The organism is Amycolatopsis plumensis, from assembly GCF_042652605.1.
Classification (GTDB): domain Bacteria; phylum Actinomycetota; class Actinomycetes; order Mycobacteriales; family Pseudonocardiaceae; genus Amycolatopsis; species Amycolatopsis plumensis.
In genome coordinates this window covers 9,483,086-9,495,643 of sequence record NZ_JBHSJY010000001.1, presented here as the reverse complement: position 1 = coordinate 9,495,643, position 12,558 = coordinate 9,483,086, and the positions used below count along the sequence as shown (strand labels likewise).

At 70.3% G+C, this 12,558-nt stretch carries 19 protein-coding genes; 10 read left to right on the top strand and 9 right to left on the bottom strand.

The features are described 5' to 3' along the window. The first annotated feature begins 17 nt into the window (after positions 1 to 17). Positions 18 to 515, top strand: a complete 498-nt coding sequence (locus ACFPLC_RS45865) for a SigE family RNA polymerase sigma factor (RefSeq protein WP_378201589.1) — start codon at positions 18 to 20, stop codon at positions 513 to 515. Continuing rightward, positions 515 to 1,564, top strand: a complete 1,050-nt coding sequence (locus ACFPLC_RS45860; RefSeq protein WP_378201591.1) for a hypothetical protein — start codon at positions 515 to 517, stop codon at positions 1,562 to 1,564. The genes ACFPLC_RS45865 and ACFPLC_RS45860 overlap by 1 nt, the downstream gene beginning before the upstream one ends. Before the next feature lie 57 nt (positions 1,565 to 1,621). Here the strand turns inward: ACFPLC_RS45860 and ACFPLC_RS45855 are convergent, their stop codons facing one another. Next, positions 1,622 to 2,092, bottom strand: coding sequence for a MarR family winged helix-turn-helix transcriptional regulator (locus ACFPLC_RS45855; protein WP_378201593.1), 471 nt, complete (start codon positions 2,090 to 2,092; stop codon positions 1,622 to 1,624). Positions 2,093 to 2,170: 78 nt separating this feature from the next. Here ACFPLC_RS45855 and ACFPLC_RS45850 point away from each other — a divergent pair, with 78 nt between their 5' ends. Next, complete coding sequence (locus tag ACFPLC_RS45850; protein ID WP_378201596.1) at positions 2,171 to 2,722, top strand: NADPH-dependent FMN reductase; 552 nt, start codon at positions 2,171 to 2,173, stop codon at positions 2,720 to 2,722. Positions 2,723 to 2,726: 4 nt separating this feature from the next. Here the strand turns inward: ACFPLC_RS45850 and ACFPLC_RS45845 are convergent, their stop codons facing one another. Further along, positions 2,727 to 2,909 carry a hypothetical protein gene (locus tag ACFPLC_RS45845; RefSeq protein ID WP_378201754.1) on the bottom strand — a complete coding sequence of 61 codons (183 nt, stop codon included), beginning with the start codon at positions 2,907 to 2,909 and terminating at the stop codon, positions 2,727 to 2,729. Here ACFPLC_RS45845 and ACFPLC_RS45840 point away from each other — a divergent pair. After that, entirely contained in the window at positions 2,828 to 3,703 is an 876-nt protein-coding gene (locus ACFPLC_RS45840; protein ID WP_378201598.1) for an amidohydrolase family protein, read from the top strand. The genes ACFPLC_RS45845 and ACFPLC_RS45840 overlap by 82 nt on opposite strands. Positions 3,704 to 3,729: 26 nt before the next feature. On the opposite strand, the gene ACFPLC_RS45835 is transcribed toward ACFPLC_RS45840, so the two are convergent. Beyond that, positions 3,730 to 4,410 (bottom strand): TetR family transcriptional regulator, encoded by a 681-nt coding sequence (locus ACFPLC_RS45835; protein ID WP_378201601.1) that lies wholly within the window; start codon positions 4,408 to 4,410, stop codon positions 3,730 to 3,732. Positions 4,411 to 4,485: 75 nt separating this feature from the next. Between ACFPLC_RS45835 and ACFPLC_RS45830 the strand changes: the two genes are divergently transcribed. Both ACFPLC_RS45830 and ACFPLC_RS45825 read left to right on the top strand, forming a co-directional pair. Further along, positions 4,486 to 4,971: an SRPBCC family protein gene (locus ACFPLC_RS45830; protein ID WP_378201604.1), complete on the top strand. Its 486-nt coding sequence runs from the start codon at positions 4,486 to 4,488 to the stop codon at positions 4,969 to 4,971. After that, entirely contained in the window at positions 4,968 to 5,348 is a 381-nt protein-coding gene (locus ACFPLC_RS45825) for a DUF1304 family protein (RefSeq protein WP_378201607.1), read from the top strand. Before ACFPLC_RS45830 ends, ACFPLC_RS45825 begins: the two co-directional genes overlap by 4 nt. A gap of 39 nt (positions 5,349 to 5,387) precedes the next feature. Here the strand turns inward: ACFPLC_RS45825 and ACFPLC_RS45820 are convergent, their stop codons facing one another. Beyond that, positions 5,388 to 5,639: a hypothetical protein gene (locus tag ACFPLC_RS45820; RefSeq protein WP_378201609.1), complete on the bottom strand. Its 252-nt coding sequence runs from the start codon at positions 5,637 to 5,639 to the stop codon at positions 5,388 to 5,390. Positions 5,640 to 5,826: 187 nt separating this feature from the next. On the opposite strand from ACFPLC_RS45820, the gene ACFPLC_RS45815 reads away from it, so the two are divergent. Then, the gene (locus ACFPLC_RS45815; RefSeq protein WP_378201612.1) at positions 5,827 to 6,693 is read left to right on the top strand and encodes an SDR family NAD(P)-dependent oxidoreductase; all 867 of its coding nucleotides are present in this window, start codon (positions 5,827 to 5,829) and stop codon (positions 6,691 to 6,693) included. Positions 6,694 to 6,703: 10 nt separating this feature from the next. Next, positions 6,704 to 7,189, top strand: a complete 486-nt coding sequence (locus ACFPLC_RS45810; protein ID WP_378201615.1) for a MerR family transcriptional regulator — start codon at positions 6,704 to 6,706, stop codon at positions 7,187 to 7,189. Positions 7,190 to 7,419: 230 nt separating this feature from the next. On the opposite strand, the gene ACFPLC_RS45805 is transcribed toward ACFPLC_RS45810, so the two are convergent. Beyond that, positions 7,420 to 8,274: a LysR family transcriptional regulator gene (locus ACFPLC_RS45805; RefSeq protein WP_378201618.1), complete on the bottom strand. Its 855-nt coding sequence runs from the start codon at positions 8,272 to 8,274 to the stop codon at positions 7,420 to 7,422. A gap of 94 nt (positions 8,275 to 8,368) precedes the next feature. Here ACFPLC_RS45805 and ACFPLC_RS45800 point away from each other — a divergent pair, with 94 nt between their 5' ends. Continuing rightward, positions 8,369 to 9,250 (top strand): aldo/keto reductase family oxidoreductase, encoded by an 882-nt coding sequence (locus ACFPLC_RS45800; RefSeq protein ID WP_378201621.1) that lies wholly within the window; start codon positions 8,369 to 8,371, stop codon positions 9,248 to 9,250. A gap of 19 nt (positions 9,251 to 9,269) precedes the next feature. On the opposite strand, the gene ACFPLC_RS45795 is transcribed toward ACFPLC_RS45800, so the two are convergent. The 3 genes from ACFPLC_RS45795 to ACFPLC_RS45785 form a co-directional block, all read right to left on the bottom strand. Next, positions 9,270 to 9,653 carry a DUF3885 domain-containing protein gene (locus ACFPLC_RS45795; protein ID WP_446681649.1) on the bottom strand — a complete coding sequence of 128 codons (384 nt, stop codon included), beginning with the start codon at positions 9,651 to 9,653 and terminating at the stop codon, positions 9,270 to 9,272. Positions 9,654 to 9,869: 216 nt separating this feature from the next. Next, on the bottom strand, positions 9,870 to 10,343 hold the full coding sequence (locus ACFPLC_RS45790) for a hypothetical protein (protein ID WP_378201627.1): 474 nt from the start codon (positions 10,341 to 10,343) through the stop codon (positions 9,870 to 9,872). A gap of 50 nt (positions 10,344 to 10,393) precedes the next feature. Then, complete coding sequence (locus tag ACFPLC_RS45785) at positions 10,394 to 10,777, bottom strand: VOC family protein (protein ID WP_378201630.1); 384 nt, start codon at positions 10,775 to 10,777, stop codon at positions 10,394 to 10,396. 72 nt (positions 10,778 to 10,849) lie between these two features. Between ACFPLC_RS45785 and ACFPLC_RS45780 the strand changes: the two genes are divergently transcribed. Further along, a complete protein-coding gene (locus ACFPLC_RS45780) occupies positions 10,850 to 11,797 on the top strand; it encodes an alpha/beta hydrolase family protein (RefSeq protein ID WP_378201633.1) in 948 nt (315 codons plus the stop codon). On the opposite strand, the gene ACFPLC_RS45775 is transcribed toward ACFPLC_RS45780, so the two are convergent. Then, positions 11,775 to 12,512: an ANTAR domain-containing protein gene (locus ACFPLC_RS45775; RefSeq protein ID WP_378201636.1), complete on the bottom strand. Its 738-nt coding sequence runs from the start codon at positions 12,510 to 12,512 to the stop codon at positions 11,775 to 11,777. The genes ACFPLC_RS45780 and ACFPLC_RS45775 overlap by 23 nt on opposite strands. Positions 12,513 to 12,558 lie beyond the last annotated feature (46 nt).

Sequence of the window (12,558 nt, the reverse complement as noted above, 5' to 3'; positions counted from 1 at the left end):
GAGCAGTCTTCAAGGTGATGGCTGACTACGAGGACTTCGCCCGGGCGCACCTGCCGCGGCTGCTGCGGTACGCGACGATGCTGACCGGGGAGCGGGAGCAGGCCGCTGACCTGGTGCAGGACGTGCTGGTCAAGGCGTATCGACGGTGGTCGCGGGTCAGCGACGCCGAGCACCCCGACCGCTACGTCCTGCGGATGGTGACCAACGACTACCTGTCCTGGCGGCGCCGGTCGGCGCGGCTGATCGCCGTGGGCGACCCGCCGGACTCGGCGCGGCCGGACGACTTCGCGTCGGACCACGCGGCGCGTGAGGACATGTGGCAGCGCCTGGCGCGGCTGCCCCGGCGCCAGCGCGCGGTCGTGGTGCTCCGGTACTACGAGCAGCTCGCCGACGCCGACATCGCCGACCTGCTCGGCTGCGCCCAGGCCACCGTGCGGGCCCACGCCCGCAAAGCCCTGACGACCCTGCGACACGGCCTGAGCGTCGACCGGATGGCCCAGGCGAAGGAGAGCTGATGGACATCGAAAACCTGATCAAGGACACCTTCACCGCCCACGAGCCCGACGCTCCCGACAGCGACCAGGTGCTGGCGGCCGCCCGTCAGCGCCTCGACCGCAGGCGCGCCGCGGTGAGCCGTCCGCTCGTGGCCGGGGCCGGGGTGGTCCTGCTCGTCCTGGCCGCCGGGACCGTCGCCGCGCTGAACCGGCCCGGGCACGACGACCAGGTACCCGCGGCCAGCAGCCAGGCCGGCGGTCCGGCCGTCGTCGAGGCACCGGCCGTGCCGGCCATCGCGGAGCTGCCCATGCCCTTCTCGCTCGGCTGGCTGCCGCCGGGCAAGGCCGACTACCTCGTGCACCGGATCAACACCGGTGGCAGCGCGGCGAACCCCGGCAAGCCGGTGTACGGCGGCGAGTACATGCTGAACGTCACGTCCGGGCGGCAGGTCCTGGCCGTGGACGTGGCGGAACTGCGGATGATGCCGGTCGCGGACGCCGCCTTCAAGTCCGGTCCGGGCCGGCCCGTCACTGTCGGCGGGCGGGCCGGCGTGGAGAGCTCGAACTCCGGCGGCCCGGGCGGCTACGAGCTGTACCTGACCCATCCCGATGGCGGCTCGCTGTACGTCAACGTGGCCGCGCAACCGGGCAGCACGGCGCCGGCGCAGCAGCTGATCGACGCGGGACGCCGCGTCGCGGAGAACGTCGCCTTCCCCGGCAAGACCACCGTCGCCCCGGCGTTCGGCCTCGGCAAGCTGCCCGACGGCCTGCGGATGTGCGCGTTCGACGTCGAGAAGGGCGGCCCGGGCGGGCCGGGCGGCACGCGAACGAGCTACTCGGTGGGCACGTGCAGCACCCTGCCGTCGATCAACGTGCACAGCGGCGAGGCCGTCCAGGTGAGTGGCACGGCCGGACAACCGGTCCAGGGACACGCCACCCGCTATTCGGACGAGAAGGGTTACCGCACGCTCTGGATTCTCAAGGCCCTCGGCGAGGCGCCGATCGCCGTTGCGGGCGGCACGCAGGCGGAGCTGTACGCCATCGCCGACCACCTCGTCCTGCCCCGCTGAGTTCCGCGGGTCCTCTTCGGACAGTCCGAAGAGGACCCGCGGTCGGCGCGGGTTCCGTCATCCGGCTCGGTCGTCGACGCGGGCCAGCACCTTGTCCGCGATCCGGCGCAGCGTGCGCAGCTCCGCTGCGGTGAGGGCGTCGGCGAACAGGTCCCGCACCCGCTCGACGTGTCCGGGTGCCACGGCCTCCAGGTGCGCGAAGCCCGCGTCCGTCAGGATCGCCTGCGTGTACCGGCCGTTGTCCGGATCCGTTTCGCGGCAGGCGAAGCCGCGCTTCTCCAGACGGCTGATCAGGTGGGACAGCCGCGACAGCTCCGTGTTCGCCAAGGCCGCCAGCTCGCTCATCCGCGCCCGGCGCCCGGGCTGCTCCGACAGGTGAGCGAGCACGTAGTACTCGAGGAAGCTCAGCCGCGCGTCGCGCTGCAGCTGCGTTTCCAGCGACGCCGGCAGGCGCTGGGCGAGCCGCATGAAGCCGCGCCACGCCGACAGTTCGTCGGTGGTGAGCCAGCGCGTCCCGGGTTCCGTCATCGCCCCAGTCTAGCTGACTTGAAAATTCACGTCAGCGTGCTAGCGTCTCGCTTGAAGATTCAAGTGAGAGGAATCCCCGTGAAGATCGCGATCATCCTCGGCAGCACCCGTCCCGGCCGGAAGGGCGAAGCCGTGGCGAGGTGGGTGCTGGCCAAGGCCGAGGAACGCCCGGATACCGACTACGAGCTGATCGACCTGCTCGACCACCCGCTGCCGCACTTGGACGAAGCGGTGTCCGCCAGCCGGGGCTTCTACGCCAACGAGCACACCAAGGCCTGGTCCGCCAAGATCGCCGAGTTCGACGGCTTCGTCTTCGTCACCCCGGAGTACAACCACTCCACCTCGGGTGTCCTGAAGAACGCCATCGACTACCTCTACGCCGAGTGGAACAACAAGGCCGCCGCCTTCGTCTCCTACGGCGCGCTCGGCGGCGCTCGCGCCATCGAGCACCTGCGGGCGATCTGCAGTGAGCTGCAGATCGCCCATGTGCGTCAGCAGTTGTCGTTCTCGCTCTTCACCGACTTCGAGAACTTCGCCGAGTTCGCCCCGTCGCCGATGCACGACGACGCGGCGTCGGTGCTGTTCGACCAGCTCGAATCCTGGGCCGGCGCGCTCAAGACCGTCCGGTGAGGCTCTACGGGCTCGAGGAGCACTTCGCCACGAGCGACGTGGTCGCGGCGTGGCGGCGGCACGATCCCGCGCTCGCCGCGCCGATGATGAGCCGGGCCGTCGCCAGTGCCGCGCTGCTCGACCTCGGCGAAAACCGCGTCGCCGCGATGGACGACGCCGGGATCGACACCGCCGTGCTGTCGCTCACGACGCCCGGCTTGCAGGACCTCGACCCCGCCGAAGCCGTCGCCCTGCAGCGTCCCACCAACGACGTCCTCGCCGACGCCGTCGGCCGGTTTCCCGGGCGGTTGCGGGGGGTTCGCGGCGCTCGCGACGTCCACACCGTCGGCGGCGGCCGACGAGCTGCGGCGGGCCGTCGCGGACCTCGGGTTCGACGGGGCGCTGGTGAACGCGAACTCCCGCGGCCGGTCCCTCGACGAGTCCCGCTTCTGGGACATCTTCGAGGCCGCCGAGGACCTGCGCGCCCCGGTGTACCTGCACCCGAGCGTGCCGGTCCCGGTGGTCACCGGCGCCTACTACCGGCGCTTCGGCGGCCCGGTGGACGAGCTGCTGGCCACCGGGACGTTCGGCTGGCACTACGACGCCGGGCTGACCGCGCTCAGGCTGATCGTCGCCGGGGTCTTCGACCGGTTCCCGGGGCTGCAGCTGATCCTCGGGCACTGGGGCGAGGTCGTGCTGTTCTACCTCGATCGCGTGGCCGCGCTGGACGCGGTAACCGGGCTGGAGCGGCCGATCGCGGAGTACTTCCGCACGAACGTCTTCGTCACCCCGGGCGGCATCGCCAGCCACCGGTACCTGCGGTGGAGCGTGGAAACCGTGGGTGCGGACCGGATCATGTACGCCTCGGACCACCCGTTCAACCGCGAGCACGGTGGTTCCGCCCGGCGGTTCGTGGCGACCGCGCCGATCGACGAAGCCGACCGGGCGCGGATCGCCTACGGCAACTGGGAAAACCTGATCGCGGGTATCCGGCGCCGCTGAGAGTCGGGCGCGAGGCTGCCGGCGGGTCAGTCGTGGTCCGCGGGTGCCGGAAATGCGGCCAGTCCTGCTTCGGCCAGGCGGGCGGCGCGGCGGACCTCCCGGCGCACGGCGTCGATCGCGTCCGGCAGGGGGTGGCCGGGGCGCACGTGGGTCCGGAGGGCGCGGAACTGAACCCGCCACAGGCCGAGGAGCGTCGCCGCGGCGATCTGGGGTTCGGGGTCGTCGGGGCGCAGTGCGGTCCGGGTGGCGAGCGCTTCGGCGGCGATGTCGACGAACCGGTCGGCGATGTCGCTCTGGTAGGCGCGCAGGGACGGAGTGGTGCGGATCAGGTCGCCGAACTTCCGGTACCGGGCCAGCGCGCGGTCGCCGTCGGCGGCGAGAGCCGTGGTGAGGCCGTCCAGTTCGTCGTCGAGGATCGTCAGCATCGCGCTGACCGGCGTCAGCGCCGGGTTCGGCAGGTGGGTGCGCAACGCGTCGGCCGTGGCCTCGAGCCGGTCCAGGAGCAGCGCTTCCTTGCTGGGGAAGTAGTTGAAGACGGTCTTCTCGGACACCCCGCACGCCTCGCCGACGTCGGCCACCCGGACGGCGTCGAAGCCGCGTTCAAGGAACAGCCGCGCGGCGGTGTCGGACAGCTGCCGGCGCATCGCCCGCTTCTTGCGCTCGCGCAATCCTTCGGCGGCCGGCCGGCCGGTGCCCGTTGTCGTCATGGTGGTCATCCTACTTCAGCCACACGAAAAGTTCTGCTACTGTATTTTTACAGCAACTGAAGTTAGGAGCCTGCAGTGTCCGAGATCCACATCGTTCGCGACTACCCGCACTCGCCCGTGAAGGTCTGGCGGGCCATGACCGACCCGGAACTGATCCCGTACTGGACTTCGACGGGGAAAGGAGCCCGCGCGGAGGGGTTCGAGCCGGTGGCGGGGAACAGGTTCCGGTTCGTCGCCAAGCCGATGCCCGGCTGGCGGGGCATCGTCGACTGCGAGGTGCTGGAGGTCCGCGAGCGCGAACTGCTGCACTACACCTGGATCGGCGCGCCGGGGGAGCCACCCAGCCACGTCCGCTACCGGCTCGAGCCCACCGCCGAAGGAACCCGCTTCACCTACCACCACACCGGATTCACCGGCATCGGCGGTTTTGCCATGGCCAAGCTGCTGGGGTCGGTCCGGACCAAGATGCTCACCGTCGGCGTCCCCGCCCTGTTGGCCGAACTCGACGAGACCGGCGCGCTGCTCCCGGGCGCGCCCTCGCGGCTGGCTCGCTCCCGATGAACGTCCCGGCCCAGCTGTTCGCGCTCGCCGCGGCGCTGACGCACCTGTGGATCTTCACGATGGAGAGCATTCGCTTCAGCCGCCCCGAGGTGCACGCCATGTTCGAGGTGTGCGCGGCGGATCTCGCCGCGGTCCGCCCGTGGGCGTTCCACCAGGGCTGCTACAACGCACTCCTGGCCCTGCAGGTGCTCGCCGGGCTGACCGCGGCCCGCTCGGGCGCGACGGCGGCAGGTCAAGCCCTCGTTGTGGCGGCCAGTGCGTCCATGCTCGCGGCGAGCGTGGCGCTGATCGCCTTCGATCCACGCAGAGGGCGGATCAAGGGCCTGATCGGCCAGGGCTCACCTGCCCTGGCCACCCTCATCGCGCTGATGGCCTGAGTGATTCCGGCCCGGCAACCTCGGCATGGGCTGTGTCTGTCAGTGGAGGTCCAGCAGCGTCTCGAGGCGAGCGGCAAGGACGTCGTCCATCTCACCGTCGATGATCACGCTCAGGATTCCGGCGTCATGATCGCGCGCGATGCGGAGGGTGAGTTCCGGGGTTCCGGCGACCGGATACGCAAACCACGTGTCGGGCGGAAGGTCGGCGTCCGTCTTCGGGACACCGGCTTCCAGAGCGCCGTCGTCGAGCTCGTCCCAGCCATAGCCGACCAACGCGGCGGCGTACTCCACGACCTTGGTCAGGTTTCCCTCGAAAATCCAGCCGGCTACCCGATGCGTGCAGGGATCATGCTCTGCCGAGTGTCCCTGTCGTCGCCGGGCCGGGGGATGAGACCGAAGGTGGTGCCGAACCGCTCAGCAGCGAAGCGCGATCGCCGAGCTTGCGTTCGAGCGCGCTCGAAGCCTTAGCGTCGCTGCCATGACGACACAGACACAGACCTGGATCATCACTGGCGCGACCCGCGGCCTCGGGCGCGCCCTGGCGGAATCGGCGCTCGCGGCGGGTGACAACGTGGTGGCCGCGGTGCGTCGGCCGGAGCGCATGGCCGACCTGGAAACCAAGTACCCCAACGCTTTTCAAGCCGTGAGGTTCGACGCCCGCGACACCAGCGGGGCCGCTGCCTTGGTACAGACGGCGATCGACCGTTTCGGGCAGCTCGACGTGCTCGTCAACAACGCCGGCCGGGCCGTGGTCGGCGCGATCGAGGAGGTCGGTGACGAGCAGCTGCGTGAGCTGATGGAGCTGCACCTGTTCGGCCCGGCCGCCCTGGTCCGTGCGGCGCTGCCCGTCATGCGCGAGCGCGGGACCGGGACGATCGTGCAGATGAGCAGCCAGAGCGGGCGGCAGTCGTTCCCGGGCGTGGCCGCGTATTCGGCGTCGAAGTTCGCTCTCGAAGGCTGGTCGGAGTCCCTGGCGGGGGAGGTCGCGGGGTTCGGGATCCGGGTGATGCTCGTGGAGCCGAGCCGGTTCCGCACCGGGTTCAACGAGGACGGCGTGCTGGAGTTCGCGGAGCCGTCCGAGACCTACCGCGACGTGCTCGCCAGGGTGCGCGCGGACATGGCCGGTGCGGACGGCCGCCAGGAAGGCGATCCAGTGCGCGCCGCGGACATCATCGTGTCCCTGGTGCACGGCGACGACGTGCCGCTGCGGCTGCCGCTGGGCAGTGAGGCCGTCGAGCGGCTCACCCGCGCCTACCGGCGCGACCTCGAAGGCGTCGAGCGGTGGGCCGAGACCGCTCGCAGCGCCGATTTCGCCGACGTTCCGCCCTCGTCGCGGCCGATCTAGGCTGGACGGCATGGCCACGGACGAACTGCTGACCAGGGCGCTGGCGATGCTGGGCGACGACGACGTGTTGGTGGAGGCCATCCATCGGCTCACCGACGTGGGCGGGATGACCGAGCCGATGACGATCGCCGAGGTCGCCGACATGCTCGACATCTCGCCGCACACGCTCCGCTACTACGAACGCGCCGGGCTCGTCGAGGTCGGCCGCGACAGCAGCGGATACCGCGTCTACGACGAAGAAGCGGTGCGGCGCCTGGTGTTCCTGACCCGGATGCGGCTGTCCGGGATGCCGATGCGCGACCTGCAGCACTACATCGAGCTCGTGGACGCGGGGGAGGACACCGTGCCCGAGCGGCTCGACATGCTCGTCGAGCACCGCGACACCATCCGGCGGCGCATCCGCGAGCTGACGCTGTCCCTCGCCGCGACCGAGTACAAAATCGCCACATACGGCGGCTCGGCCGGGCCGGAGACGACCTCCGGCCCGGCGCGATAACCGGTGGACCGGCACGGGCGAGCCGCCTGGCCTTCCGTCGAACCGTGTGGCCTTCCGTCCGAAGAAGTGCTTCGGCGCAGCCTGCGGCCCGGCGGCACGATGCTGGGGTGTCTTCGCGCTGATGGACCGCTGACCCCAGCGGCCGAGTGAGTCCCGGTGACCCGGCACCGGGACCCATTCACATCGGCCTCGCCACGCTTCCGGGACGTCCGCGGCCCCCGGCGGTGCCGTCACAGTCGTGAGGCTGTCCGGATCAGCTCGGCGAGGACGCGGGACCGGCTGTGCGCCGGCCAGACGATGTGGGTCGTGACCGGCGGAGCGTCGCTCAAGGGGACGGCCGCGTGCTCCTCCCACAGCCACGTGCGGGCGGACTCGGGGAAAACCGCCACCGTGCGGCCGAGGGCGATCAGCTGGGCCAGCTGGGTCTGGTCGTGGATTTCGGGTCCTGGGCCGAGCGCGTGGGTGTCGTTGCCGACCCAGCGGGCGAGGGGAAGATCGGGCACGTCCGCGATGTCGTTCAGGGACAACGTCTTCCGCTCGGCCAAGGGGTGTCTGGCGGGCAGGATCGCCACCTGCGGCTCCGTCATCAGCGCGACGCTGTCGAACCCGGTGAGGGAGTTGAACGGCGTGTGCATGAGCGCCACGTCGGCGCGGCCGTCGCGCAGCATCTCCTCCTGCTCGCACGTTCCGCTCGGCAGGACCTCGATCTCGGCGGCGCCGGGCTCGGCCGCGTAGGCGTCGAGGAGCTTGTTCAGCAGTTCGTGGAACGCGCCCGCCTTCACCGCCAGCACCAGCCGGTCGCGGGAGCCGCCCTGGTGGCCGGCGCGGCGGGTGCGACGGACCGCGGCGGCCGTCGCGTCGAGCGCCACCCGGCCCTCCTGCAGCAGGATTTCCCCGGCGCCGGTCAGCGAGACACCGCGGCGGTTGCGCTCCAGCAGCGTGACGCCGAGACGTCGCTCGAGCTGCTGGATCGCCCGGGACAACGGGGGCTGGGCGATGCCGAGGCGCTCGGCGGCCCGGCCGAAGTGCAGCTCGTCGGCGACGGCGATGAAGTACCGCAGCTCGCGGGTCTCCAAAGTGTCCATGCCACAGCGTACCCGGCTGTGATACCTCGCGAGTATCACAGTGCACCGGATCGGTGTTGGCCGCCGCGCCCGCCGGGGGGTGAGGATCGACGGCATGAGCACTGATCAACTCGAACTTTCCCTGCCCGGTGGCACCTGGTCCCTGGGCGAGCTGACCGTGACCCGGTTCGGCTACGGCGCCATGCAGCTGGCCGGCCCCGGGGTCATGGGGCCGCCCGCCGACCGCGAAGGCGCGCTCGCCGTCCTGCGCAAGGCCGCCGAACTCGGCATCACCCACATCGACACCTCCGGCGTCTACGGCCCTCGCGTCACCAACGAGCTGATCCGCGAGGCGCTGCACCCCTACCCCGAAGAGCTGCACATCGTGACCAAGGTCGGCGCCCGCCGCGACGAGCAGGGCGGCTGGCCCCCGGCGCGGCAGCCGGCCGAGCTGCGCCGGGCCGTGCGCGAGGACCTGGAGACCCTCGGCGTCGAGCGGCTCGACCTGGTCAACCTGCGCCTCGGCAACGCGCAGGGGCCGCAGCCCGGCTCGCTCGCCGAGGCGTTCGAAACGCTGGTCGAGCTGCAGCAAGACGGCGTGATCCGGCACCTCGGCGTTTCCAACGCCACGCCGGAGCAGGTCGCCGAAGCGCGGGCGATCGCGCCGATCGTCTGCGTGCAGAACGCCTACAACCTCGCCCATCGGCATGACGACGAGCTGATCGACGCCCTCGCGAGCGACGGCATCGCCTACGTGCCGTTCTTCCCACTCGGCGGCTTCAGCCCGCTGCAGTCCTCGACGCTGTCGGCCGTCGCCACGCGATCGGGCACGACGCCGATGTCGGTCGCCCTGGCGTGGCTGCTGCACCGGGCACCGAACATCCTGCTCATCCCGGGTACCTCGTCGGTCGAGCACCTGACCGAGAACGTCGCGGGCGCGGCAACCGCCCTGTCCGCCGACGATCTGGCCGAGCTGGACCGGATCGGCCGGCCGTGACGCTCAACGGCGTCGGCGTTCAGTATCCAGAAGGATGTTCCGAAAGCCAGTCGGCATGGGAGTGCTTGATGGTGTCGCGTTCGCCGATCGTCGGCAGCAGGACGTCGGCGCCACTGTCGTAGGGATGGTGGATCCGGTCGAAGGACGAACTGGCGATCATCACCCCGACGGCGGCGTAATCGGCCGCGGCGCGGAGCAGGTCGTCCACGAGACCGGATCGCCAGGGTTTGCGGTGACGAGCACCCGGGTTCCAGAGCGCGTGCTGCGCGGACGGCGCCGGGGGTTCGGAAGCGTCCGACCAGTCGGCGGTGACGATCCGGACGTCCTGTCCGTGGAACAGCTCGTCCAGAACCGTGTTGTAGCGGTGGAGCACGATGCCGTACTCGGAGTCGGTGTCCCGGATAGCGCTTGGAGCCGGGCAGGCTGTGGAATCGCACCCACCGGTCGTTGTAGGCCTGCTTCAGGCGATCGGCCAGCGGGGGGCATGCCGGCCACTGACGCCGCCACAGAGTTGACAGGTCTTCGGCCGGCACGGGATCACCTTTCTCTGCGGGCATGAGGGGACGCGGATTTGGTTAGTGTTCCTCCGAGGACGACGGGGCGGCTGGACGTCGTTGGTTCAGTCGGCGGTCGGTCGTGGTGAGGGCTGGACCGCGCCGCGCCAGGCCGTCCTGAGAACTTCCAGTTCGTGTCGGGGGAACGGACAGCCCCAGAGAGTCTGGTAGCCGGCGTCGCCCAGGTCATGGGCGACGGTGTCGAATGCCCTGAGTACGGTTCTGGCGAGCGTGGTCGTTGGCTGCTCGCTCTGCCAGAGCAGACTTCCCTCGTGTTCAGGTGTCGTCCGGTCGGCTGCTTCGATGAGGCGGATCGCGATCGTGTTCGCGCGACGATGGAAGAACCAGCGGTACACGGTGGGTTCGGCCTCGAACTCGGCCTGGGTGTGGGTGTTGTGGAGCATGATGCTGGCTACGGCTCTCAGCAGCTGCTCGGGACCGTCGGTGACGTAGGAAGCGAACGCCTCGGCGCTGGTGTGCTCGTCCTCGACGGAGCAGAGCGCCCAGCCGTGGTGCTTGATCGTCCAGGTGAGTCGCACGTCCGGCATTCTGACCGGAACCGAAGCGCGCCGTCATCCCATTACCACGGTCAGGGCCAGGTGTGCGCCGAGGCGGCGAACGTCTCGGGCTTGCTGTGCACGGGCACCACGCAGAGCAGGTGACCGCCCGGCGCTCGTAACGTGTGGGCATCCAGCCAACGGGATACCGGCTCGGCACCCAACGCTGTCAGGCGGGCAACCTCCGCGGCCAGGTCGTCGGTCTCGATGTCGACGTGGTAGCGCGGGGCACCGTCGTCGACGGCCTGGACGACGGTGAACAGGTCGGGCACGGCACCGGCCAGGACGGTGAACTGTTCCTGTCCCGGCGCGGGATGGGCCGGGACGCCCAGCGCCGCGGACCAGAAGTCGGCTGCCGCGCCGGCCTGGGAAGCGGGTGTGTCGATGAGGATCCCGACCAGTCGGCTGCGATGCATGGTCTCGACGCTATCCACAATTCAGAAGCCTGCAAAGCCGCGTGACGCGGCGGCCAGCAGGATACTGGGGAGATGGTGACCGGCGAGCGCGCTCGAGACGTGACTTTCCCCAGCGCAGGCGCAAAGCTGGCGGGAACGTTGGCCGTACCCGACAGCCGCGACCCGGCGCCGGGAGTGGTCATGGTCGGCGGCTCCGGGCCGTCAGACCGCACCAACGACGACTTCTTCCCGCCGATCCAGCGGGGACTCGTGGAGGCCGGGTTCGCCGTGCTTTCGTACGACAAACGCGGTGTCGGCGGGTCGTCCGGCGACTGGCTCGCGGGCACGATCGACGACTTCGCCGTCGACGCCGTGGCAGCGCTGGGCTTCCTCCGCGCCCAGCCTGAGGTGCATGCCGAGACCACCGGTCTGTTCGGGCACAGCGAAGGTGGCTGGGTCGTTCTGCGCGCCGCGGCGGGTGGGGATGTGCCCTGGGTGATCACCAACGGTTGCCCCGGCATGACACCCGCCGCTCAAGATCGTTACGCGCTCGCCACCGCTCTTCAGGCGGTTGACGGCATCACCGCCGACGACGCCGACGTCGCCTTGGCCGTGTACGACCAGCTCGTCGAAGCCGGTCGTCGCGGCGCGGACTTCGCCGAAGCGACGCGGTTGGTTCAGTCTTTCTCGATCCCCGCCTCCGTCGAGGAGCTGTTCGGCGAATACTGGTCAGAGACCGATGAGCGCCTCTGGGAGTTCACCAAGCGCAAACAAGACCACGATCCGATCCCGGACGTGCTTCGGTTGCGCTGCCCGCACCTGGCGACCTTCGGCGGCGCCGACGAACTGGTTCCGGTCGCGGAGAGCATCGGCATGTTCGCGGCGGCTGCCTGCCGTGCCGGACGGCATCCGCGAGCCACCCTGACCGTCGAGCTGTTTCCCCACGCCGGCCACCGTCTTCAGGTGCACGGCGGGCCCACCCTGGTGCCCGGCTACGTCGAAACCTTGGTCCGGTGGATCACCGTGGGTTCGTGGCCGTGATCACGAAGTTGTGGGCGACCTCGTGCAGCTTCACGTTCTGCTCTTGTGACGCCTTGACGAGCAGCTTGAAAGCTTCGTCGGGCGGGATGCAATGCAGGGCCATCAGGATGCCCTTCGCCTGATCGATCACCGCGCGGGAGGTCAGGGCGGCGCGCAGCTGGCCCATGGTCTCGCGGGCGGCTTGGTGCCGGCGGGTGCTGCGCAGCGCGGCTTCGGCGGCGGCGGTGTACAGGTCCAGCAGTGCTGCGTCGAGCGCACCGAAGCTGTTGCCGCCGGTGTCGTACAGGTTGAGCGAGCCGCGGTACTGGCGGTCGACGAACAGCGGAGCGGACAGGGAGGCGACGACCGCGGACTCCTGCGCGGCGGTGGCGAACTCGGGCCACCGTTGTGCCGCATCGGTCACCTTCACTCGTTGCACTTCGCCGGTTTGGGCGGCTTCCAGGCAGGGCCCTCGCCCGGCGTCGTACTGTGCCTGATCGACGCGGTACGCGCTGTCACCGGTCGCTGTCGCGGTGTAGGGGGCACCGTCGCGCAGCAGCGTGATGCTGGCGATCTCCGCGTCCGGCACGGCGTGGATGACCTGCTGGCACACCCGCTGCAGGACCACCGGCAGTTCCTCTTCCTCCGCGAAGGTGTCGGCCAGCCGATCCAATGCGGCAGTGACCTCGTCCACTCTTCGCGCGGCGTCCCGCTCGTAGAGCAGGTCTTCGTCCATGTGGCGCTCCTCGGGGTGGTCTGCGCAGCGTCCCGGGCGATCGAGC